General features: G+C 63.5%; 19 protein-coding genes and 1 tRNA gene. 4 read left to right on the top strand and 16 right to left on the bottom strand.

The features are described 5' to 3' along the window. Position 1: 1 nt before the first annotated feature. Positions 2–1,150, top strand: coding sequence for a rod shape-determining protein RodA (rodA, locus tag JNB89_RS20795; RefSeq protein WP_013337733.1), 1,149 nt, complete (start codon positions 2–4; stop codon positions 1,148–1,150). A 66-nt stretch (positions 1,151–1,216) separates the two neighbouring features. Here the strand turns inward: rodA and JNB89_RS20800 are convergent, their stop codons facing one another. From JNB89_RS20800 to def, 14 genes are all read right to left on the bottom strand, one after another. Next, positions 1,217–1,918, bottom strand: coding sequence for a tetratricopeptide repeat protein (locus JNB89_RS20800; RefSeq protein WP_013337732.1), 702 nt, complete (start codon positions 1,916–1,918; stop codon positions 1,217–1,219). Continuing rightward, complete coding sequence (locus JNB89_RS20805) at positions 1,915–2,697, bottom strand: HpcH/HpaI aldolase family protein (RefSeq protein WP_013337731.1); 783 nt, start codon at positions 2,695–2,697, stop codon at positions 1,915–1,917. The genes JNB89_RS20800 and JNB89_RS20805 overlap by 4 nt, the downstream gene beginning before the upstream one ends. Positions 2,698–2,931: 234 nt before the next feature. Further along, on the bottom strand, positions 2,932–3,375 hold the full coding sequence (gene queD, locus JNB89_RS20810; protein ID WP_085955097.1) for a 6-carboxytetrahydropterin synthase QueD: 444 nt from the start codon (positions 3,373–3,375) through the stop codon (positions 2,932–2,934). Positions 3,376–3,384: 9 nt separating this feature from the next. Next, a complete protein-coding gene (gene queE / locus JNB89_RS20815; RefSeq protein WP_027213828.1) occupies positions 3,385–4,017 on the bottom strand; it encodes a 7-carboxy-7-deazaguanine synthase in 633 nt (210 codons plus the stop codon). 107 nt (positions 4,018–4,124) lie between these two features. Then, complete coding sequence (queC, locus tag JNB89_RS20820) at positions 4,125–4,856, bottom strand: 7-cyano-7-deazaguanine synthase QueC (protein WP_027213827.1); 732 nt, start codon at positions 4,854–4,856, stop codon at positions 4,125–4,127. Positions 4,857–5,288: 432 nt separating this feature from the next. Beyond that, a tRNA-Phe gene (locus JNB89_RS20825) sits at positions 5,289–5,364 on the bottom strand. A gap of 95 nt (positions 5,365–5,459) precedes the next feature. Further along, entirely contained in the window at positions 5,460–6,149 is a 690-nt protein-coding gene (gene esaR, locus JNB89_RS20830) for a response regulator transcription factor EsaR (protein ID WP_013337726.1), read from the bottom strand. Then, complete coding sequence (locus JNB89_RS20835) at positions 6,150–8,564, bottom strand: sensor histidine kinase (protein WP_013337725.1); 2,415 nt, start codon at positions 8,562–8,564, stop codon at positions 6,150–6,152. Continuing rightward, positions 8,554–9,153 carry a DUF4390 domain-containing protein gene (locus JNB89_RS20840; RefSeq protein ID WP_218741676.1) on the bottom strand — a complete coding sequence of 200 codons (600 nt, stop codon included), beginning with the start codon at positions 9,151–9,153 and terminating at the stop codon, positions 8,554–8,556. The genes JNB89_RS20835 and JNB89_RS20840 overlap by 11 nt, the downstream gene beginning before the upstream one ends. Beyond that, complete coding sequence (gene rsmB / locus JNB89_RS20845) at positions 9,150–10,589, bottom strand: 16S rRNA (cytosine(967)-C(5))-methyltransferase RsmB (protein WP_013337723.1); 1,440 nt, start codon at positions 10,587–10,589, stop codon at positions 9,150–9,152. The genes JNB89_RS20840 and rsmB overlap by 4 nt, the downstream gene beginning before the upstream one ends. 186 nt (positions 10,590–10,775) lie before the next feature. Then, complete coding sequence (gene htpX, locus JNB89_RS20850; RefSeq protein ID WP_135892469.1) at positions 10,776–11,633, bottom strand: zinc metalloprotease HtpX; 858 nt, start codon at positions 11,631–11,633, stop codon at positions 10,776–10,778. A gap of 104 nt (positions 11,634–11,737) precedes the next feature. Then, positions 11,738–12,379 carry a LysE family translocator gene (locus tag JNB89_RS20855; protein WP_220363461.1) on the bottom strand — a complete coding sequence of 214 codons (642 nt, stop codon included), beginning with the start codon at positions 12,377–12,379 and terminating at the stop codon, positions 11,738–11,740. A 125-nt stretch (positions 12,380–12,504) separates the two neighbouring features. Next, positions 12,505–13,491 (bottom strand): methionyl-tRNA formyltransferase, encoded by a 987-nt coding sequence (fmt, locus tag JNB89_RS20860; RefSeq protein WP_220363462.1) that lies wholly within the window; start codon positions 13,489–13,491, stop codon positions 12,505–12,507. Positions 13,492–13,528: 37 nt separating this feature from the next. Beyond that, entirely contained in the window at positions 13,529–14,032 is a 504-nt protein-coding gene (def, locus tag JNB89_RS20865; protein WP_013337719.1) for a peptide deformylase, read from the bottom strand. 242 nt (positions 14,033–14,274) lie between these two features. Between def and dprA the strand changes: the two genes are divergently transcribed. The 3 genes from dprA to JNB89_RS20880 all read left to right on the top strand — a co-directional run bounded on the left by dprA (position 14,275) and on the right by JNB89_RS20880 (position 19,037). Next, the gene (dprA, locus tag JNB89_RS20870) at positions 14,275–15,585 is read left to right on the top strand and encodes a DNA-processing protein DprA (protein WP_220363463.1); all 1,311 of its coding nucleotides are present in this window, start codon (positions 14,275–14,277) and stop codon (positions 15,583–15,585) included. A gap of 94 nt (positions 15,586–15,679) precedes the next feature. After that, positions 15,680–16,057, top strand: a complete 378-nt coding sequence (locus JNB89_RS20875) for a thioredoxin family protein (RefSeq protein ID WP_013337717.1) — start codon at positions 15,680–15,682, stop codon at positions 16,055–16,057. 307 nt (positions 16,058–16,364) lie between these two features. Beyond that, positions 16,365–19,037 carry a DNA topoisomerase III gene (locus JNB89_RS20880; RefSeq protein ID WP_220363464.1) on the top strand — a complete coding sequence of 891 codons (2,673 nt, stop codon included), beginning with the start codon at positions 16,365–16,367 and terminating at the stop codon, positions 19,035–19,037. Between the two features lie 201 nt (positions 19,038–19,238). Here JNB89_RS20880 and JNB89_RS20885 read toward each other — a convergent pair whose 3' ends face one another. Further along, positions 19,239–20,342, bottom strand: coding sequence for a LysR family transcriptional regulator (locus tag JNB89_RS20885; protein ID WP_013337715.1), 1,104 nt, complete (start codon positions 20,340–20,342; stop codon positions 19,239–19,241). Between the two features lie 340 nt (positions 20,343–20,682). Continuing rightward, a complete protein-coding gene (locus JNB89_RS20890; RefSeq protein WP_135892475.1) occupies positions 20,683–22,551 on the bottom strand; it encodes a phosphoenolpyruvate carboxykinase (GTP) in 1,869 nt (622 codons plus the stop codon). Positions 22,552–22,654 lie beyond the last annotated feature (103 nt).

Raw genomic sequence — 22,654 nt, forward strand, 5'->3', positions numbered from 1 at the left:
CATGCAATTCGACAAGCGCGCCTGGCTCGACCGCATCAAGCGGATGTTCGCGGGCTTCGACCGTCCGCTCGCACTGATCGTATTCCTGCTGCTGTGCGTGGGCCTTGTCACCTTGTACAGCGCGAGCCTGGACGTACCGGGCCGCGTGGAAGACCAGTTGCGCAACATCATGCTGACGTTCGTGCTGATGTGGGCGCTCGCCAATGTTCCGCCGACCACGCTAATGCGCTTCGCGGTTCCGCTCTATACGTTCGGCATTGCGTTACTGGTCGCCGTGGCATTGTTCGGCCTCACGCGCAAGGGCGCGAAACGCTGGATCAACGTGGGCGTGGTCATTCAGCCATCCGAAATCATGAAGATCGCGACGCCGCTCATGCTCGCCTGGTACTACCAGCGGCGCGAGGGCGTGATGCGTTGGTACGACTTCCTGGTGGGGCTGCTGATTCTCGCGGTGCCGGTGGGTCTGATCGCCAAGCAGCCCGACCTCGGCACCGCGGTGCTGGTCTTCGCTGCGGGCTTCTTCGTGATTTACTTCGCGGGCCTGAGTTTCAAACTGATCGTGCCGGTGCTGATTGCCGGCGTGATCGCAGTGGCTTCTGTCGCGGCGTTCCAGGACAAGATCTGTCAGCCGGACGTTCAATGGCCGCTGATGCACGACTACCAGAAGCACCGCATCTGCACACTGCTCGACCCGACGTCCGATCCGCTCGGCAAGGGTTTTCACACCATTCAGGCGGTGATTGCAATCGGCTCCGGCGGCCCGCTCGGCAAAGGCTGGCTCAAGGGCACGCAGGCGCATCTGGAGTTCATCCCGGAGAAGCATACTGACTTCATCTTCGCCGTGTTCTCCGAGGAATTCGGTCTCGCGGGCGGCATCGTGCTGCTGACGCTCTACATGTTGCTCATCGCGCGCGGGCTATACATTGCAGCCAACGGCGCGACGCTGTTCGGGCGCCTGCTGGCCGGCGCGTTGACCATGGCATTCTTCACGTATGCGTTTGTCAACATCGGCATGGTGAGCGGCATCTTGCCGGTGGTCGGCGTGCCGCTGCCGTTCATGAGCTACGGGGGCACTGCGCTCACGACACTCGGTGTCGCAATCGGCCTCATCATGAGCGTCGCGCGGCAAAAACGCTTGATGCAGAGCTAGTACCGACGCATCGCGCGGCGCGCGTGCAAAACCAAAGGGGCGCCTCGTCAGATGCGCCCTTTTCGCTTACTGAGGTTTCACTTCCTTCTGATCGCGCAACTGCGAACTCAGTTGCTGATACTTGAGCCGCGCCGCCGGATCGCCCTGCGCCGCAGCCGCTGCATAGTAAGCCCGCGCCACGTTGAGGTTCCTGTCCACGCCGTCGCCGCCGCGCTCGTAGAAAGAGCCGGTCACGTATTGCGCGGTCATGTCGCCGCCTTCCGCGGCCTTCTTGTACCAGAGGAACGCCTGCTTGTTGTCGCGATCGGTGCCGCGGCCATCGAGAAACTGATTGGCGAGCGCGAGCTCGGCCTGCACGTGTCCCTGTTGCGCCGCTTTCAGAAACCAGCGGTGCGCTTCCACCGGATCGCGCCCGACGAACTCGCCATCGTCATACATCTTGCCGTACACATATTGCGCGTGCGACATGTTCGCGTCGGCGGCCTTGCGCAGCCACTTCTTGCCTTCGTCGACGTTGGCTGCCGTGCCTTCGCCATTGAGCAGCATCATCGCGTAATTGAATTGTGCGAGGCGGCTGCCGCGCTGGGCCGCTTTGCGAAATTCGGACAGCGCCGCCGTCATATTGCCGGCGTTGTAGTCGGCGACCGCAGTTTGCGTTTCGGGGTCGTTCGATTTCGCGACGCGATCCTGCGCGTGCGCCGCCATGCCCGTCATCAATGCCGCCGCCACGGCCACCCGCGCGACGACGCCTTGCCTCAGCCACTTCATGCTCTTACCTCCTGCAACGCCTGGCGGGTTGCGCGCAACATCCACATGACGTCGGCGGCCAGAGCGATAAAACGAAAACCGGCGTCGCGATGCTGTCTTGCGCTCGCGGCATCCATCGAAAAAATGCCGGCGGCAATACCGGCCTTGTCAGCGGCGCTGACGATGCGCGCCATGGCGGCCTGCACATCGGCATGCTTCGAATCCCCGAGATGGCCGAGACTCGCGGCAAGATCGGCGGGGCCGACGAACAGGCAGTCGACGCCCGGCGTCGCCGCGATCTTTTCCACTTCATCGAGGCCGCGCGCGGACTCGATCTGCACGATGGTGGCAATCTGCGCGTTGGCCGTTTGCACGTAGTCGCGCCGCATGCCGTATGCGGCAGCGCGCACGACGCCCGCGACACCCCGCAGACCATCGACGGACTCCGCGCTCGGATATTGCGTGAGACGGACAGCATGCGCCGCCTCTTCAGCGGACTCGATGTTAGGAAACATCAGCGTGCGCGCGCCAGCGTCCATCACCCGCTTCACAAGCCACGGCTCGCGAGCCGGCAGACGCACCACGGGTTCGCTCGGCAGATGGGCGGCGGCAATCGCCCGCAGTTGCGAGGTCACGTCGCCGCTGTCGTTCGGCGCGTGTTCCATGTCGATCAGCAGCCAGTCGAAGCCGGCATGCGCGAGCGCCTCCGCGGCGGCATCGCTGCCGAGCGACAGCCAAAGCCCGAACAGCGGATCGGCCTCTTTCAGACGTTGCTTCAGGGGGTTGGTGAAGGTGCTCATGGCCGCGCTCCGTGCGTTTGGAAACCGTCTTTGCACGAGCGGTGCGGGTCCTTGCACGAGCCGCGGGCGAGTGCGCCCGTCGAATGGTTCAGGCACACCGCCTCGCCCGGAAACGGGCGGCTTGTGTACCTGCTGCGGCGCAATGCTGTAACCGGCATGTCTCGCTCCGTGTGGTTATGGAGCGATCATACCGTGACAATAACGCGGCGGCTGGGCCGCGCGGCGATACAGGCGTTAGTCGCGGACCACGTCGGCCCAGCAATTCGGCGTTTCGTACAGGCGCACCTTATGCAGCCGCAGATTTACGCCGTAGTGCGCGTCGTACACGTTGGCGAGTACCTCGAACGCGACGGCCGCAAGATTCTCCACAGTCGGAATGCGATCGAGCACGACTGTCTTGTGGCCCGCCATGGTTTCGAGAAAGCCGCGCACCTGCGAGTCGCCTTCGTAGACGAGGAACGCATGATCCCACTTGTCGACGAGATGTTGGACCGCGAGCGACTTCACGTCGGCGAAGTCCATCACCATGCCGCGGTCTGGCGCGCCTTCGGTGTCGACCAGATCGCCTTGCAGCGTGATTTCGAGCACGTAGCGATGACCATGCAGATTGCGGCACTGGCTACGGTGATCGGGAATGCGGTGACCCGCGTCGAATTCGAGTTTTCGTGTAATCGTCAGCACGGCAAATCAGGGAATGTTCAGATACTTGTGGGTCTGCATAGACAGGCGCCATTGCGGATGGCGTTTGCACCAGTCGATTGCGAGCCTGGTGTTGATGTCGCGCGACGGGCCGTCCATCGGCTGGACGAGGAAATACTGGAAGTCGAGCTTCGCATAGTCGGACAGACGCTGGTTGTCCTGCGGAATCACGACCTTGAGTTCATTGCCTTTCGTGACGACGAGCGGCGCATCGGCCTTCGGGCTCACGCAAATCCAGTCGATCGTTTCGAGCACCGGCAACGAGCCGTTCGTTTCAATGGCAATTTCAAAGCCGGCCGCATGCAACGCGTCGACGAGCGGCTGGTCGATCTGCAGCATAGGCTCACCCCCGGTACACACGACAAAGCGCTGACCTTCGCCTTGCGGCCATTGCGACGCGATCATCTGCACGAGCTCTTCGGCGCTGCGGTACTTGCCGCCATTCTCACCATCGGTGCCGACGAAGTCCGTGTCGCAGAAGCGGCATACGGCTTCGGCGCGATCTTCCTCGCGCCCGGACCAAAGGTTGCAGCCGGCGAAGCGGCAAAACACGGCCGGGCGCCCGGCATTCGCGCCCTCGCCTTGCAACGTGTAGAAAATTTCCTTCACCGCGTACGTCATGCTGCTTTCCGCCCTGTACCCTGTATTTGTACTCGCGTACCTTGTGTAGCTTATCTAGCTTGTGTACCTACGAATCATTGCCCAAGCCCCGCCGTTACGCGGGCTTATCAGACTGGCTCGGTTACCTTTTCACCCGCGAGATAGGCTTCGTAGCCACGCTTGCGCAAGCGGCAGGCCGGGCATTCGCCGCAACCAAAGCCCCAAGCGTGCAACTCCGCGCGCTCGCCGACATAGCAGGTGTGCGTTTCGACGCGCACCAGCTCGACCAGTTCGTCGCCGCCCAGCTCATGTGCGAGACGCCATGTGTCCGCCTTGTCGAGCCACATCAGCGGGGTTTCGAGCAGGAAGCGCGAGTCCATGCCCAGGTTGAGCGCGACCTGCAGCGCCTTCATGGTGTCGTCGCGGCAATCGGGATAGCCCGAGAAGTCCGTTTCACACATTCCGCCGACCAGCACCTGCAACCCACGCCGGTAAGCAATGGCCGCCGCGATCGTCATGAACATCAGGTTGCGGCCCGGCACGAAGGTGTTCGGCAAACCGTTTGCCGTGGCCTCGATCTCGATTTCGCGCGTCATCGCCGTATCGCTGATCGCGCCCAGCACGGACAGGTCGATCATGTGATCGTCGCCGAGGCGCTCGCCCCACGCGGGGAAGGTGCGCGCCACAGCGCTGCGAAAACCCTCGCGGCATTCGAGCTCGACGCGATGGCGCTGGCCGTAATCGAAGCCCAGCGTCTCGACCGTCTCATATCGTTCAAGCGCCCATGCGAGGCACGTGGCGGAATCCTGGCCGCCGGAAAACAGCACCAGAGCGCTACGTTTAGCGTCTTTGCGGATCACCGTGAAACTCCGTGAATGATGAGTGCCGCGTAGCGCTGCGCGAGGTGCGCGATGCAGGCAACGCGGCGCGACGCGAGCCGGCACTGTTGCCGGCCCAAAGCAGTATAGGCCGCGGGTGCAGTCTGCGAAGCGGGTGGGCGCTTATACCGATGATCGTCGGCCGAAAGGTTCTTGTGCGGATTGCGGCTCGCGCGCGCCTATCAAGGCCAACGAACGCGACCAACGTCGATCGATGCATTCGGCAGGCGCCGCACTGTCACGCAAGTCTTTGAACTGGCGCGATTTTATCACGCGACACCAAAGCCCGCCGCCGGCGCCCCATTGCCCACTCTTGCGAAGCAACTGCTCCTGGCCTCTTGCCCGCCGAAACAACGAAACCCCACAGCAAAAGGAAAAGCCCCAGGAATCTTGCGATTTCCTGGGGCTGAATCCTGGTGGCCTGGGACGGAATCGAACCATCGACACGCGGATTTTCAATCCGCTGCTCTACCAACTGAGCTACCGGGCCAACGAAGAACGAAATCATATCAAAGGACCATCTACTGGACAAGCCCCTTCTCTAAAAAATCTGCACGAGCAAAAAGCGGCCACGTTGCGCGGCGCTCACTCGCCTTTGTTCTTGCCGAGATCGACACCGAGTTGCTTGAGCTTGCGATACAGATGCGTGCGCTCCAGCCCGGTCTTTTCCGCGACACGCGTCATGCTGCCGTTCTCGCGCGCGAGGTGATACTCGAAGTACGCACGCTCGAATGCATCGCGCGCATCGCGCAGCGGAATGTCGAACGAAATGGAGGCGGTTTGCGCCGCCAGCACGCCGCTGCCGTGACCGTCTGCGGACAGCATGGGCAGCGCCGCCGCCGAAGCCACCGCTGACGAATTCATCGGCAAAGCCGATTTCGCCGCCGCGCCGCCGGGCTGCACCGCCGCCGTGCCGCGCGCCAGACCCTGCTCGACCGCCTTCAGCAGCTTCTGCAACGCAATCGGCTTCTCGAGAAAGTTGAGCGCGCCGATCTTGGTTGCTTCGACTGCCGTGTCGATGGTCGCGTGACCGGACATCATGATTACCGGCATGGTGAGCTGCCCCTGCGCAGCCCATTCCTTGAGCAACGTCACGCCGTCCGTATCGGGCATCCAGATGTCGAGCAGCACCAGGTCCGGCGCCTGACGCAAACGGAATTCGCGCGCCTGTTGCGCGTTTTCCGCCGCCTCCACGACATGCCCCTCGTCGCTCAGGATCTCCGAGAGCAATTCCCGGATGCCCATTTCATCATCTACCACCAGGATGGTTGCCATTTACGCTGCCTTTGTCTGCACTGTTGCTTTTGTCTTTCCCTGCGACGCTCCGCCGTGCGCAGGACGCGGTCCCGCTTCGGGAGCCGCGGCGTCGTCTGCCAGTTGAAGGAACAGGATCGAAATCTGCGCGCCTTCGATCACATCGCCCGCTTTCATGCGATTGCGAATGTCGATGCGCGCGCCATGCTCGTCGACGATCTTCTTGACCATCGCAAGACCCAGGCCCGTGCCCTTGGCCTTGGTCGTCACGTAGGGCTCGAATGCACGCGTGAGAATACGTGTGGGGAAACCCGGTCCGTTATCCGACACTGTCAGACGCACAGCGACGCGTGCCTTGCCTTGTGCGTCGGGGTCTCCGTATTCTACTGTCCTCGTCTCGAGCAGCACACGCGGGCGTTCCACGTCGGCCACCGCGTCCTGTGCATTCTGCAGCAGGTTGTGAATCACCTGCCGCAATTGCGTTGCATCGCCGCGAATGGCAGGCAATTCCGACAGCTCGACCTGAATCGCGCCCTTGCCTTCTTCAATACCGTACAGCGTCAGCACTTCGCTTACGAGGTCGTTCAATTGCAGATGCACGAGCACGGCGGGAGGCGTGCGCGCGTAATCGCGGAAATTGTCGACCATCTGCTTCATCGCTGCGACCTGGTTCACGATGGTGGTCGCGCCGCGCTTGAGCACGTCTGCATCCGACGGGGCCAGCTTGTCGGCGAGTTTCATCTGCAGACGTTCGGCCGAAAGCTGGATAGGCGTGAGCGGATTCTTGATCTCGTGCGCAAGGCGCCGCGCGACCTCGCCCCATGCGATGGAGCGCTGCGCGGAAATCACGTCCGAGATATCGTCGAACACCACCACGTAGCCGGACGTCTGCATGTCCTGCGCGTCGCGATCAGTCGCGGACACGAGCCGCGCGCCGCGCACGAGCAGCGTGAGCGGCTCCGTTTCCCCAGGCACCTGAATCGAAAACTGCTGCTGCCAATGGCCGCCGTCGTCATGAGCGTCGCCACTCGCGGCCTCGCGATCGGCAAACGCCTTGCGCACCATGCCGCCGAATTCGCTCAACACGGCGATCTGTTCAAGCGCCGAGCCGAGCATCTCCTGAAACTGCTGACGGAAGATGCGCTCCGCGCCGCGATTGGCCGTGGTGAGCCGGAACTGCCGGTCGAACACGAACACGCCCGCGGTGAGGTTCGCGAGAATGCTCTCCAGATATGCCTTCGAATGCTCGAGTGCAATGCGGTTGTTCTCGACCGCCGCGCGCGCCTCGGCCAACTGCCGCGTCATCGCATTGAACGACTGCGTGAGAAAGCCAAGTTCGTCACGCGACTTGATTTCGCGCTTGGGCGTGTAGTCGCCCTCGGTGATTTCCTTCGTGCCCTGCGCGAGCAGGAACAGCGGCCGCGCTAACTGATTGCCGAGCGCGAGCGCGAGCATCATCGCGATGAAGGTGGCGAGAAACAGCGCGAGCGTGAGCGTGCCGATGTACATCTTGCGCAAGCCGGTACGCCCCAGCGCTTTCTCCTGATACTCGCGATAGGCACGCTGCACGGCGTCGGCATTACGGGCGAGCGATTGCGACACCGGCTGCGTGAGTTGCAGGAAACGCTCGGTGGGTTGCAGAAGCGTCGCGTTCGAATCGGGAATGCGCTGCACGACGCGCAAGCGCAGCGCGCCCTTGCTGCCCTGTACGCGAGGATCGCCGTCTACCTCGCCTTCTATTGCCGCATAGCCGCGTCTGCGCGCCTGGTCGATCATGAGCGACGTGGGCAGGTCGTTCGGCACGAGCGTCGCGTAATTGCCCGAGGCCTGTGCAACCACGTGCATGTCGGGCGTCGCGCCGGACATGCTGCGCGTAGGCTCGACGATCGTCGCATCCTGCACGCCGAACTGGTCGCGCAGGCGCAGCAGCGTGAGCGTGGTGCCGGCCGCGTCTGCACTCGCGAGCTGCTCGGACATCAGGCGCCCCTTGGTTTGCAGATCGGACAGCGACGCGTCGAGCATGCCGCGCCCAAGGTTCAGACCCGATGTGAGCGCGGTTTCCACATTCACGTCGAACCAGGACTCGATACTGCGCGACACGAACTGGTACGAGACCACGTAGATGATGCCGCCCGGCACCACGCCGACCAGCGCCATGAAGAACGCGAGCTTCGCCAGCAGCCGTGTGCCGAACTTACCCCTTCTCAGGCGCGCGATAATGACGACAACCAGCGTCGCGACCACCAGCAAGAAGATGATCGCGACCACGAGGTTGGCCGCATACAGCCATTGGTAATAGCGGTCGAAGAATTCGGTGTTCGCGCTGGCCGCGGCGAGCAGCACAAGCAACAGCACGGCCGTCACGGCGACCGTGGACACCAGCACGCGCACGACGATGCTGCTGACGCTGGTGGCGGAGCGCACTTTATTTAGCACGTTCGGTCACCGTAAAAGTAAAGCGCTTCCATTCCGACGCAAGGTTCCAGTCGCGGTTGTTCACCGCGTCGATCTGGAACGGCTTGGGCATCAACGCAATGTCGAGTTGCATGCGCACCGATGCCGTGTAGGTCTCGCCCGGGTGCACGTCGCTGCGCTCGATCACGTGCCACGACGACACGTGCTTGATGACCGCAAGCGCGTCCTTCAGCGTGGAGAAGCCAAACTGCAAGCCGCCGGAAGACACGCCCTGCACGCGATATTCGCGCGTGAGCGGCTGGAACGACAGCCGCAGAGTCTGCGACACGTTGACCGGCTGTTCGTCGAACCAGTACCAGCGCGGCCGGCTCAGTTCGAAATCGGTCGTGAAGTAAAGCGGAATGCCTTTGTTGACTGCGTCTTCGAGATTGCTGTTCAGCTCGAAATCGAAACGCGCCTCGAGGCTCCAACCGGAGTTGTCCGCTTGCAGCGAAGCGCGCTGCACGGCAATCGGCTCAGCGTGCGCCGCGCCGGGCGCGGCCAGCCACACGGCCAGCGCGATCCAAAGCACGGCGACGAGCCGAAGCGGGAAGAAGCGTTTGATGGTCACCGTTTCTGAAAGCGCGCGTAGAAAAATCCGTCGTGGTCTGAGTTCGCGCCGGCGCTGGTGTCAGCGAATCCTCCGGCATGAGAACCGGCCGATGTGTCGGCGGGCGCGCGGGCGACTGAAGGTAGAAGTTGCCCCGGCGCGTCCAATCGTACCGCATCCTGATGGTTGTTTCCAAACCACTGCGCCTGCAACTCGCCTTCTTCGGGAAAGATCGAGCACGTAACGTAGAGCAATTCGCCGCCAGGTTTCACAAGCGGCCAGAGTGCGCCGAGAATGCGACGCTGTTCGTCGACGAGCGCGGGAATGTCGGACGCGCGGCGCAACCAGCGAATGTCCGGATGACGCCGCACGATGCCCGATGCCGAGCACGGCACGTCCGCGAGAATGCGGTCGAATGGCTGGTCGATGTCGTCGTGCCATTTGGACGGCGCCCCCGCGTCGCCAATTCGCACCTCTGCTTCGAGCTTGAGCCGCTGCAGGTTTTCGCCGATGCGCCTTGCGCGCGCCACGTCGCTTTCGAGCGCTACCAGTTGCAGGTTTGCGAGCTCAAGCAAATGTCCGGTCTTGCCGCCCGGCGCCGCGCACGCGTCCAGCACGCGCATGCCGTCACGCACGCCGAGCAGTTGCGCCGCGAGTTGAGCGCCTGCGTCCTGCACCGAGACAACGCCCTCGTTGAAGCCTGGAATACGGTCGACCGGCATCGGCGTGGCTAGCTTGACCGCGTGCTCGCCCGCTTTGCTCGCGGCAATGTGATGCTGCTCGAGCAATTGCAAATAGGCTTCGACCGTCGAATGCCGTGCGTTCACGCGCAACGTCAATGGACCTTGGGTGTTGCCGGCCGCCAGCACGTCTTGCCATGCTTCAGGCCACGCGCGCCTCACTGCGTCGATCCACCATGTAGGGTAATTCCAGCGCGCCACTTCGTCGCTTTGCGCTTCGGTCAGCAATTGCTCGCGCTCGCGTAGGAAGTTGCGCAGCACCGCGTTGACCAGCCCCTTCGCAAACGTGAATTCGCGACGGGCCGAAATCGCCCTGACCGCCTGATCGACGACCGTGAACGGCGTATAAGCCGCGCTGGCTTCGTCGTCGATCAGGAGCGCGAGCGCGCACGCCAGCACATGACCGACATGCGGCGGCGGCGCCTTCTTGACGAGCCGTGCGATCAGCCACTCGGCGGTGCCCAGCCGCCGCATCGTGCGATAGGCGATGTCCTGCACGGCGCCGCGCGCAGCAGCGGCGCTGCCCTCGGGTGCGGACACGAAAACGGATTGCAGCGCGGCCGGCAAAGCCGCGCCGAGGCGCACGGCGCCGACCGCTTGCGCGGCGCAATCGAGCGCGAAGCCGAGCGATTCCGGCGCGAGATGCAGCACGGACAAGCGGGACTCGCGCGGACGCGCCGACGAAGAAGCAGAACGCGAAGAAGGCTTTGGGATCATGGGAACACGAAGGCAGGCCGCGCAGTAGGCGCGGCACAATGAACACACATTGTAGCGTGGCGCGGGCCGCGGACCGGCAGCCCAAGGGCGGCGCGGCGCCGGCTCGCGTTGGTCAAACAAAAAAGGCGGGTCCGAAGACCCGCCTTTGTCTTTTTCAGACCGCGCGTGACACCGCGCACACGCGCCTTATTCGAAGCGCCCGGTGCGCGCCATCTCCATCAGACGCGCGATGCGTTCTTCCGTCGCCGGGTGCGTCGAAAACAGATTCGCAATGCCGCCGCCCGCGAGCGGGTTCATGATCATCATCTGCGCGGTGGCCGGATGCTGCTCGGCTGCGGGAAACGGAATGCCGCTCGCGTAACGGTGAATCTTGTCGAGCGCCGAAGCGAGCGCCTGCGGGTCGCCGGAAATCTGCGCGCCGCCGCGGTCGGCCTCGAACTCTCGCGCACGCGAAATGGCCATCTGGATCAGCGCGCCCGCAATCGGCGCAAGCAGCGCGACCGCAATTCCGGCGATCGGGTTCACGGGACGACCGTTTTCGTCGCGGCCGCCAAAGAACATGGCGAAATTCGCGAGCGCGGAAATTGCGCCAGCCATGGTGGCCGAAATCGTCGAGATCAGAATGTCGCGATGCTTGACGTGCGCCAGTTCGTGCGCCATCACACCGCGCATTTCGCGCTCGGACAGCACGCGCAGAATGCCGGTGGTGGCCGCCACGGCCGCATGCTCCGGGTTGCGGCCGGTCGCAAACGCGTTGGGCGCGTCTTCGTTGATCAGGTAGACGCGCGGCATCGGCAGGCCGGCGCGCGTGGAGAGCTCGCGCACCATGCGGTAGAACTGCGGCGCGCTGGTTTCGTCGACTTCCTGCGCGTTGTACATGCGCAGCACCATCTTGTCCGAGAACCAGTACGAGAAGAAATTCATACCCAGCGCAATGACGAGCGCGATCGTCATGCCGCGCGACCCGCCGATCATTCCGCCGATCACGATGAAAAGGGCCGTGATCGCGGCCATCAACATCGCGGTTTTGACCCAATTGAACATGTCTGCAACTCCTTGCCCTAACGCGGGGTTCATATCCGTGCCGCAGCAACGCGGCGCCTGATTGTAAGCGAAATGTTAGATATGGACGCGTGCGGAAAATTCAATTATCTCGATGCAGTCGCGAGCTTGATCCCCAAGCCGACAAAAGCGCTGCCTACGCCGCGGTCGAGCCACTTCTTCACCGACGGCTTGCCGGAGAAGCGCTGCGTCACGCTGCCCGCGACCCACGCGACGAAGCTGTTCCACAGCATGCTCATGACGACAAACACGGCGCCCAGCGTGAGAAAGGCGAGCGCCTTCTGCTGGGTGCCCGCGGCAACGAACTGGGGGAAGAACGAGACGAAGAAAAGCACCACCTTCGGGTTCAGAACATTGGTCCAGAAGCCTTGCAGAAAAAGCTGGCGCAGCGACTTCGGCGCGCCGGCCGCGCGTGCCGCGCCGCGAGCCTCGTCCACGGCGGGCCGGGCGAAAATGAGCCGCACGCCCAGATAAATCAGATAGATCGCGCCGACAAACTTGATGACCGTGAACGCCGTGGCCGACGCGGCGAGCAGCGCCGTCAGCCCGAATGCGCACGCGAGCGAGTGCACGCAGCAACCGGCCGAAATGCCCAGCGCGGACATGAGCCCCGCCCCTCGGCCTTGCGCGACACTGCGCCCGACGATATACGCCGTATCCGGCCCGGGCGTGACGTTCAGCAGAAAAACGGCGACCACGAAAAACTCGAAATGGGTAATGCCGAACATGGGAATCCTCGAAAACTGAGTCTCTGCAGGAGGGATTCTAACGCGCGGCGTGCGCGCGCCGGTGCCGCCTGCGCCATCGGTCGAACGAGCGATGGGCTAGCGCTGGCGGGCCGTGCCGGGCTCTGTCAGCCTGCTTCGGGAAGCTGAAACCGCTGACCGGCAGCGAGCGCAAAGCCTGCCAGGAATTCGCGCACCGGCAGGCGTTTGCCGCCGGGTTTTTGCAATTGCGTGAGACAAAGCGCGCCTTCGCCGCAGGCCACCACTACGCCCTCCGCGGACACGCCGATGACGGTGCCCGGTGCCGCGTGGCTGGTGGCGTTTTCGGCCGTGGCCGCCCAGATTTTGATCGAGGTGCCGTCTTCGAGCGTGGCCACGCCGCCAGGGAACGGATCGAACGCGCGCACCTGGCGCGCGAGCGCCGCGGCCGGCCGACGCCAGTCGAGGGCGGCCTCGTGCTTGCCGATCTTTTCCGCGTAGGTCACGCCGTCGGCAGGTTGCGGCGTGGAAGTCAGCTTGCCGCGCTTCTCGAGTTCGACGAGCGCCTCGACGATCAGCCGGGCGCCGTCTTGTGCGAGGCGGTCGTGCAACGTGGCGGTGGTGTCGTCGGCGGAGATCGGCGTGCGCGTTTCGGAGATCATCGCGCCGGTGTCGAGGCCGGCATCCATCTGCATGAGCGTGATGCCCGTTTGCGCATCGCCCGCCTCGATCGCGCGGTGAATCGGCGCGGCGCCACGCCAGCGCGGCAGCAGCGACGCGTGAATATTGATGCAGCCGAACGGCGCAATGTCGAGCACTTCCTGCGGCAGGATCAGGCCATACGCGGCCACCACCATCACGTCGTGCGGCGTGGCGCGCAACTGATCGATGGCCGCCGCGGCCTCGGCCGGATACTTGCCCGCGCGGCGCAACGACTGCGGTTGCGCGAGCGCAAGCCCGTGCTCCACGGCGTAACGCTTGACGGGACTGGCCTGCAGTCTCATGCCGCGCCCCGCCGGCCGGTCCGGCTGGGTGAGCACGAGCGGCACAGGAAAACCCGCACCGTGAATGGCGGCGAGCGCCGCCGCAGCGAATTCCGGCGTGCCGGCAAAGACAACGCGCAACGAATGACTCATGAGCGGGACAGGAAGCAGGGAACGGGACGGGCGCGCATTACATCGCGTGGGCGAGCTTTTTCATCTTGCTCTTGATGCGCGTCTGCTTCAGCGGCGACAGATACTCGACGAACACGCGGCCCATCAGGTGATCCATTTCGTGCTGGATGCACACGGCGAGAAGGCCCTCGCAATCCATCTCGAACGTTTCGCCCTTCTCGTTCAGCGCCCGCACGCGCACTTTCTCCGCGCGCTCCACGTTGTCGTAAATGCCCGGCACCGACAGGCAGCCTTCTTCCGACAGCTTTTTCTCGTTGCTCGACCAGACGATTTCCGGGTTGATGAACGCGAGCAACTGGTCGTGCGCGTCCGACACGTCGATCACGATCACGCGCTCGTGCACGTCCACCTGGGTGGCAGCGAGGCCGACGCCCGGTGCGGCATACATGGTTTCGGCCATATCCGCGACGAGGCGGCGGATACGGTCGTTGACCTCTTCCACCGGCTTCGCAACCTTGTGCAGCCGTTTGTCCGGGTAATTGAGGATGTTCAGTAAAGCCATGATTTCGAGTGTGAATTTTTGGCGCCGCTCAGCTGGGGAAGGCTCGCGTTGGCCATTCGGCCAGCTTGTGAGCCCGTCGCAATACGCACACGATAGATGGTGTCGAACCGGTTCGATTCAACGCGCGCTAGCGCTGACGACGAGCCCGCGCGGGTGGGCGCGGCGCTGCAGTTATTTCGGATGATGAAAATTTTAGCATGGCGCCCGCCTGCCCGCTGGCCCTGCACGAGGATCGACGCGCAATGCACACCTTGCCTTCAACGGAAACCGAACTCGCCGCATGGCTGCGGCTCTCTCTCGCGCCGGGACTGAAACCCGCGGCGCTGCGCCTGCTGCTGAGTGCTTTCGGCCTGCCCGAAGCGATTCTTCAGCAGGACCGTGAAACGCTCGCCGCGATTGCCGGCGAGGCCGCCGCGCGCGCGGCGCTGGCTCCGGCGGGCCCCGACTTCGACGCCCAGCTCGACGCAGTGATCGCCTGGCGGGAGCTGCCCGGCAACCAGATCGTCACGCTCGACGACCCGGCCTATCCGCCGGCCCTCCTCACCATGCCCGATCCGCCGCCGCTGCTATATATAAAGGGGCGTCTGGACCTGCTGCATACGCGCGCGGTCGCGCTGGTGGGCAGCCGCAGCGCCACGCCGCAAGGTCTGGAAGACGCCGAACGCTTCGCGCGTACCATTTCGGCCGCGGGCGTGACCGTGGTGTCCGGGCTTGCGCAAGGGATAGACGGCGCTGCGCATCGGGGTGGGCTCGCCGCAATCGGCAGCACCGTGGCGGTGATCGGTACCGGCGCCGACCTGGTCTACCCGTCGGCGCACCACGCGCTCGCGAGGCAGATTGCCGTGCAAGGCGTCATTCTGTCGGAATGGCCGCTCGGCACGCCGGCGCGCGCCGCCAATTTCCCGCAGCGCAACCGGCTGATCGCAGGGCTCGTGAGCGGCGTGCTGGTTGTCGAGGCCGCCATGCGCTCAGGCTCGCTCATTACCGCGCGGCTCGCCAACGAGATGGGTCGCGACATCTTCGCGTTGCCCGGCTCGATACATGCGCCGCTGTCGCGCGGGTGTCATCGGATGATCAAGCAGGGCGCCAAACTGGTGGAGACACCCGAGGAGGTGCTAGACGAATTGGGCTTCGCAAGGGCGGCGCCTGCTGTTTCGTCCGTCGATGCGGGCATCCGCGTTCAGCGCAGCGCGACGTGCACGTTTGCCGATGCCGCGGCGGGTTGCCTGCCCACCGACTCGCCGGACAACCGCGAGCCGGAATGCGCGGCGCAATTGCCCTTAACCGAACCGGCGCCGGCCGAAGCGCGCCGCCCGGTGGGGACGGTTGCGACGGTTGCCACAGTTGCAACGGTTGCGTTCGAGCCCGACGCGCAACGGCTCCTCGCCGCGCTCGGCCACGCCCCGACCAGCCTTGAAATTCTCGCCACGCGCACCGAAATGGACTACGCCGTCCTGCAAGCCACGCTGCTGCAACTGGAACTCGCCGGCCACGTCAGCGCGCTGCCCGGCGGCCGCTACGCGCGGGTCAGCCACGGCGAGCCGGCGAGATAGCCGGCACACGCACCGGGCCCGGCCCGGCCACTCCGCGCGATCCGCCGTGCTACATTCGCGCCAAAGCATTCGACCAAGCACTTGAGGAACCACCATGCCCGCGCTGAATCTCGACACCGACCAGGACCGGATAGCCGGGCGCGTCAACGACCCCGACACGCTGTTCGTTGCCTGCCTGTGTGCGGAGTGGTGCGGGACCTGTCGCGAGTACCGGGAGGCATTCGACAAGCTGGCCGAGCGGCATCCGGAAATCTGTTTCGCATGGATCGACATCGAAACGCATGCAGATCGATTCGACGATCTGGACGTCGAGAATTTTCCGACCATTCTGATCGAAGACTCAGTAACGACACGCTTCTTCGGCACCGTGTTGCCGCAGGCAGCGATAGTCGAGCGGATGCTGGCGGACCTGACCGCGCTGCCGGGCGTGGTCGGCGCCCCCAAGCTGCGTCCGGCGCTGACGGCCGTCTGAAGCAGCCCCAAGGCCGGGTTCGCGGCGCGCGGGGTAATCCGCAGCGAGGGCGCCCGAGCCCCGGCGGCACGGCACTTGCGGCCGGCGCAGCGCGCGTTTGCCGCAGCTTGCCCAATTGCTGAGCACGCAATTATGATGGCGCGCTTTTATGTCCGCTTTTATGTCCGCTTTTATGTCAGTTGACACGCCGCATTCGCGCCGTGTGCTATAAAGCGGTCGTTAATGGGTAGCAAGGTCGCACACGAGGGTCGCGCCAACTGGCGCGCTCAAGGCCACCAACCCGGAAATACCAACCTCACATCGAGTCATGTCCAAAGCACTGATCATCGCCGAAAAGCCTTCCGTCGCGAACGACATCGCGCGCGCTTTGGGCGGTTTTACCAAGCATGACGAGTACTACGAGAGCGACGAGTACGTCCTCTCTTCGGCAGTGGGCCATCTGCTGGAAATCGCCGCGCCCGAAGAATACGAAGTGAAACGCGGCAAGTGGAGTTTCGCCAATCTGCCCGTCATTCCGCCGCATTTCGATCTGAACCCGATCGCGAAGAGCGAGTCGCGCCTGAAGGTGCTGACGAAGCTGCTCAAGCGCAAGGATATCGACCGCCTGATCAATGCATGCGACGCGGGGCGCGAAGGCGAGTTGATCTTCCGCCTGATCGCGCAGCACGCAAAAGCTAAGCAGCCGGTGCAGCGCCTGTGGCTGCAATCCATGACGCCGGCCGCGATCCGCGACGGCTTCGCGCGTTTGCGCAGCGACGAGGAAATGCAGCCGCTCGCCGACGCCGCGCGTTGCCGCTCGGAAGCGGACTGGCTGGTCGGCATCAACGGCACGCGCGCGATGACCGCATTCAACAGCAAGGGCGGCGGCTTCTTCCTGACCACCGTCGGCCGGGTGCAAACGCCCACGCTGTCTATCGTCGTCGAGCGCGAGGAGAAGATTCGCCGCTTCGTGCCGCGCGACTATTGGGAAGTGAAGGCGGAGTTCGTCTGCGCGGCCGGTTTTTACGAGGGCCGCTGGTTCGATCCGAAATTCAAGCGCGACGAGTTCGATCCTGAAAAGCGCGACTCGCGCCTGTGGTCGCTGCCCGCCGCGGAAACCATCGTGGCCGCCTGCCGCGGCCAGCTCGGCACTGTCACTGAAGAGTCGAAGCCGTCCACGCAACTGTCGCCGGCGCTCTTCGACCTGACGAGCCTGCAGCGCGAGGCGAACGGCCGCTTCGGCTTCTCCGCCAAGAACACGCTGGGCCTTGCTCAGGCGCTGTACGAAAAGCACAAAGTGCTGACCTATCCGCGGACTGACGCACGCGCGCTGCCCGAGGACTACATGGAAACGGTCAAGCAGACGCTCGGCATGCTCAAGGAGAGCAACAACTACTTGCCGTTCGCCAAGCAGGTGTTGGACAAGGGCTGGGTGAAGCCGAACAAGCGCATCTTCGACAATTCGAAGATCAGCGACCACTTCGCCATTATCCCGACGCTGCAAGCGCCGAAGAACCTGTCCGAGCCGGAACAGAAGCTTTACGACCTCGTCGTGAAGCGCTTTCTCTCGGTGTTCTTCCCGGCCGCCGAATACCGCGTGACCACGCGTATTACGGAGGTGGTCGGCCATCACTTCAAGACCGAAGGCAAGGTGCTGGTCGAGCCGGGCTGGCTGCAGGTCTACGGCCGCGAAATCAGCGGTGAAGACGCGAACCTCGTGCCCGTACAGAAGGACGAAAAGGTCAAGACCGACAAGATCGCCGCCCAGCAACTGGTGACCAAACCACCGGCACGCTACAACGAAGCCACGTTGCTCTCCGCCATGGAAGGCGCGGGCAAGCTCGTCGAAGACGACGAACTGCGCGAAGCGATGGCCGCCAAGGGTCTCGGCACGCCGGCCACGCGCGCGGCGATTATCGAAGGGTTGCTAGGCGAGAAGTATCTGATTCGCGAAGGCCGCGACCTGATTCCAACCGCCAAGGCATTTCAGTTGATGACGCTGCTGCGCGGTCTCGGCGTGAAGGAATTGACCGCGCCGGAACTCACGGGCGAGTGGGAATACAAGCTTTCGCAGATGGAGCGCGGCAACCTGCCGCGCGACGCGTTCATGCAGGAAATCGCCCGCATGACGCAAACCATCGTGAAGCGCGCGAAGGAATACGATTCCGACACGATCCCCGGCGATTACGCGACGTTGCAAACACCGTGTCCGAATTGCGGCGGACAGGTGAAGGAAAACTATCGGCGCTTCGCGTGCTCGAAGTGCGAGTTCTCCATCTCCAAGATTCCGGGCGGCCGCCAGTTCGAGATCGAGGAAGTCGAAGAACTGCTGAAGAACAAGACGATCGGCCCGCTCTCCGGTTTCCGCAGCAAGATGGGGCGTCCTTTCTCGGCGATTCTGAAGCTGTCGCTCGACGACGAAATCAAGAACTACAAGCTCGAGTTCGACTTTGGCCAGGACGCGGGTGGTGAAGACGGCGAACCGCCCGACTTCTCCGACCAGCAACCGGTCGGCGCATGCCCGAAGTGCAAGGGCCGCGTGTTCGAGCATGGCATGAGCTACGTCTGTGAGAACTCGGTCGCTAATCCGAAGACTTGCGACTTCCGCTCCGGCAAGGTGATCCTGCAGCAGGAGATCGCGCGTGAGCAGATGGCCAAGCTGCTCGAAGAAGGGCGTACCGACCTGCTCACCAACTTCAAGTCGTCGCGCACCGGCCGCAACTTCAAGGCGTTTCTCGTCAAGCAGAACGACGGGAAGATCGGCTTCGAGTTCGAGAAGAAGGAGCCGTCGGCCAAGACTGCTGCCAAAACGGCCGCGGCGAAGTCGGCAGCGAAGGCCGGTGGACCGGAGTTCGAATCCGACGACGACGAGACCTCGGTCGCAGTGAAAGCCGCGCCGGCTGCGAAGAAAACTGCCGCGAAGAAAGCCCCCGCGACCAAAACCGCAGCGGCCAAGAAGGCGCCGGCCAAAAAGACGGCAGCCCGCAATACGGGCTCGTGATAAACGGGTGGTGCGCGGCATTGCGACTGTGCACCGGGTGCCCGCTGAACACTCGCCAGCGTTAGCAACGGCGTTCACGACAAAAAAGCGCGGTCACCAATAAGGTGACCGCGCTTTTCTAATGCACATTTATGCGTTTTGCCATGCTTTGTTGAGCGCGCCATGGACGGCGCGCGCGCTGGTCCGGCAACGAAAACCGCGTTACAGCGGCGTCAACGCCGTGGGTCGTGAGCGGTTCGCCGGCTTTCCCAACGTCTTTGCCACCGGCGCAAGCTCGCTGTCGAGCAGACTCGATAGCGGCTCGGCGCCGTCGAACGCTTCGGGCGGCATTGCAGCATCCGCGGATTCGAACGACGCCGCCGACGCAGGATGCCCCACGCCGTCCTTGATCCACTGTTCGCCGAGCAGGCTATTCGGTGTCTGGCTGAAATGCTCGACCAGATGGTCGATGAACGTGCGTACCTTGGCCGGCAAATGGCGACGGCTCGGGTATGCAATGTTGATCTCGACCTGCGGCAAACGGTAGTCGCCAAGCAGCCGCACCAGCCGGCCGCGCGTCATGTCGCGTCCGATCAGATAACTGGGCAGAATCGCGATGCCCATGCCGAGCAGCGCAAACTGGCGCAGCATTTCCGTATTGTTCGCAACGATCACGTTCGACGGGCGTACGCGCACCTCGCCTTCCGGACCGGTAAACACCCGCTCGTCGCCCCAATATTCGGAGGGCAGGCTCAGACACGGATGCTCGAGCAGATGCTCGGGACGCGTGGGCGTGCCATGCTTCTCCAGATAAGCCGGGGTGGCGCACACGGTCATGCAGCCCGTGGTCAGACGCCGCGTGACAATGCTCGCGCTGCGCATCTGCCGCGCGATCACGACGCCAACGTCGAAACCTTCTTCGACCAGGTCGACCTGGCGGTCCACCAGCGTGACGTCCGGAATGACTTTCGGATAACGCTCAGCGTAGGTTTGCAATACGGGCGCGAGGTTGTGCAAACCGAACACGACCGGCGCGACGATACGCAAAGTGCCGACCGGCTCGTGATTTCGCGCGACCACCATTTGCTCGACGTCTTCGAGCTCGTCGAGAATCTGGCGCGCGCGTTCGAGATAAACCTGGCCGGATTCGGTCAGGGACAAACTGCGGGTTGTACGGTTGAGCAGTCGCGTACCAAGACGCCCCTCGAGGTCGGCAACGTGACGGGTGGCAACTGCGTTGGAGATATCCAGCGCGCTCGCAGCGCGGGCGAAACTGCCGAGATCCGCCACTTTGACGAAAACTCGCATCGACTGCAAATGATCCATATGACAACTCCTGCCGTGTTACGGCTTCCTGACAATTGGTGATAACCATTGGAAGCGAACTAGGGATTCTCCTACGACTCGCGCAATCGTGCAGAAGTTGCCCGCAAAAGCGGAAATCTCGTCAAAATTTGTGCGACTATGCGCCCAAATGTGGGGCATGACCATCGATTGTTCCGCTTAACGCGACAATATGGTGCGCCGCAGCTTGCAACCCGCTGCTGTTCGAACAGATAGAACACGGGTCGGGCTCCCGCCGGCAACCCGCTCGGGCCCACCGCGTAGGCGAAAAAACAAAAGCCGCCCGAAGGCGGCTTTTGCGTGCGCAGTGAACACTCACATGTCAAGCTGCGAGCTTGCTCTCCAACTCGCTTTTCGCCTGCGCCAGCGCGGGCGGCAAGCCTTGCTGCAACGTGTCAAAGAGCTCGCCGTGCAACGCGAGCTCGGCGCGCCACGCCGCGTCGTCGACGGAAATGACCTGCTCGAACTGCTCGCGGCTGAACGCGAGGCCGCTCCAGTCGATGTCGTCGTAGTGCGGCGACACCCCGAATGCGTGCTCCTCGCCCTGCGCGGTGCCCTCGATGCGACCGACCATCCAGCCGAGCACGCGCATGTTTTCGCCGAAGCCCGGCCACACGAACTTGCCGTCTGCGTCCTTGCGGAACCAGTTGACGCAGAAGATTTTCGGCAGCTTCGCATTCAGTTGCTGCAAGCGCTCGCCGGTTTTCAGCCAATGGCCGAAGTAGTCGCTCATGTTGTAGCCGCAGAACGGCAGCATCGCGAACGGGTCACGCCGCACCACGCCCTGCTGGCCCGCGGCGGCGGCGGTGGTTTCCGAGCCCATGGTCGCCGCCATGTAGACGCCTTCGACCCAGTTGCGCGCCTCCGTGACGAGCGGCACCGTGGTGGAGCGGCGCCCGCCGAAGATGAACGCGTCGATCGGCACGCCCGCCGGATTCTCCCAGTCGGGGTCGATGGACGGACATTGCGAGGCTGGCGCCGTGAAGCGCGCGTTCGGGTGCGCCGCCTTGCGGCCGCTCTCCTTCGCGCTCGCGGGCGTCCAGTCCTTGCCTTGCCAGTCGATCAGGTGCGCGGGCGGCTCGTCGGTCATGCCTTCCCACCATACGTCGCCGTCGTCGGTCAGCGCCACGTTCGTGAAGATCACGTTTTCCTTCAGCGTAGCCATCGCGTTGAAGTTCGTCTTTTCGCTCGTGCCGGGCGCGACGCCGAAGTAGCCCGCTTCCGGGTTGATCGCGTACAGGCGGCCGTCTTTGCCAGGTTTGATCCACGCAATGTCGTCGCCGATGGTCGAGATTTTCCAGCCGTTCAGGCCTTCGGGTGGAATAAGCATCGCGAAGTTGGTCTTGCCGCACGCCGACGGGAAAGCCGCCGCCACGTGATGCTTGCGGCCCTCGGGCGAAGTCACGCCGAGAATCAGCATATGCTCGGCAAGCCAGCCTTCGTCGCGGCCCATGGTCGACGCAATGCGCAGCGCAAAGCACTTCTTGCCGAGCAACGCGTTGCCGCCGTAGCCTGAGCCATAGCTCCAGATTTCGCGCGTTTCGGGAAAGTGGACGATGTACTTGGTCGGATTGCATGGCCAGGGCACGTCTTTCGCGCCCGCCTCGAGCGGCGCGCCGACCGAATGCACGCACGGCACGAACTCGCCATCCTCGCCAAGAACCTCGTACACCTTGCGGCCCATGCGGGTCATGATGCGCATGTTGGTGACCACGTAAGGGCTGTCGCTCAGTTCAACGCCGATGTGTGCGATAGGCGAGCCAAGCGGGCCCATGGAGAACGGCACCACGTACATCGTGCGGCCGCGCATCGCGCCGTCGAACAGACCGTTGAGCGTCGTGCGCATTTCATCCGGCGCGACCCAGTTGTTGGTCGGCCCGGCGTCCTCGCGGCGCTCTGCACAAATGAAAGTGCGGTCTTCGACACGAGCGACGTCCGAAGGATCGGACCATGCGAGATAGGAATTCGGACGTTTCGCGGGATTGAGCTTTCTCAGCGTGCCCGCTTCGACCATCTGCGCGCACAGGCGGTCGTACTCTTCCTGCGAGCCATCGCACCACACGATCCTGTCCGGTTTGGTCATAGCGGCAACGCGCTGGACCCAGTCGATCAGTTTCCGATGTCTGACCCACGCGGGCGCTTCTACTGACGCTTTAGCTGTGGGATGTGCCTCGAATGATGGAAGATTCATCGACTTGTCTCCGTTTGTGGGATTGGAAAACGGTACAAGCCCGGCGATGCTGCATGCGAGAGGCATTCAATTGGTCGCGCCGGTTTCTACAAACCGACGCGCA

It is taken from the genome of Paraburkholderia phenoliruptrix (assembly GCF_019511605.1).
GTDB lineage: Bacteria > Pseudomonadota > Gammaproteobacteria > Burkholderiales > Burkholderiaceae > Paraburkholderia > Paraburkholderia phenoliruptrix_A.

Bases quoted from the DNA above. Each gene is read 5' to 3' on its own strand.
- JNB89_RS20880 (WP_220363464.1), top strand. From the start codon at position 16,365: ATGTCCAAAGCACTGATCATCGCCGAAAAGCCTTCCGTCGCGAACGAC.
- esaR (WP_013337726.1), bottom strand. From the start codon at position 6,149: ATGGCAACCATCCTGGTGGTAGATGATGAAATGGGCATCCGGGAATTG.
- dprA (WP_220363463.1), top strand. From the start codon at position 14,275: ATGCACACCTTGCCTTCAACGGAAACCGAACTCGCCGCATGGCTGCGG.
- def (WP_013337719.1), bottom strand. From the start codon at position 14,032: ATGGCTTTACTGAACATCCTCAATTACCCGGACAAACGGCTGCACAAG.
- queE (WP_027213828.1), bottom strand. From the start codon at position 4,017: ATGACGTACGCGGTGAAGGAAATTTTCTACACGTTGCAAGGCGAGGGC.
- JNB89_RS20855 (WP_220363461.1), bottom strand. From the start codon at position 12,379: ATGTTCGGCATTACCCATTTCGAGTTTTTCGTGGTCGCCGTTTTTCTG.
- rodA (WP_013337733.1), top strand. From the start codon at position 2: ATGCAATTCGACAAGCGCGCCTGGCTCGACCGCATCAAGCGGATGTTC.
- fmt (WP_220363462.1), bottom strand. From the start codon at position 13,491: ATGAGTCATTCGTTGCGCGTTGTCTTTGCCGGCACGCCGGAATTCGCT.
- JNB89_RS20890 (WP_135892475.1), bottom strand. From the start codon at position 22,551: ATGAATCTTCCATCATTCGAGGCACATCCCACAGCTAAAGCGTCAGTA.
- JNB89_RS20885 (WP_013337715.1), bottom strand. From the start codon at position 20,342: ATGGATCATTTGCAGTCGATGCGAGTTTTCGTCAAAGTGGCGGATCTC.
- JNB89_RS20800 (WP_013337732.1), bottom strand. From the start codon at position 1,918: ATGAAGTGGCTGAGGCAAGGCGTCGTCGCGCGGGTGGCCGTGGCGGCG.
- JNB89_RS20875 (WP_013337717.1), top strand. From the start codon at position 15,680: ATGCCCGCGCTGAATCTCGACACCGACCAGGACCGGATAGCCGGGCGC.
- rsmB (WP_013337723.1), bottom strand. From the start codon at position 10,589: ATGATCCCAAAGCCTTCTTCGCGTTCTGCTTCTTCGTCGGCGCGTCCG.
- htpX (WP_135892469.1), bottom strand. From the start codon at position 11,633: ATGTTCAATTGGGTCAAAACCGCGATGTTGATGGCCGCGATCACGGCC.
- JNB89_RS20805 (WP_013337731.1), bottom strand. From the start codon at position 2,697: ATGAGCACCTTCACCAACCCCCTGAAGCAACGTCTGAAAGAGGCCGAT.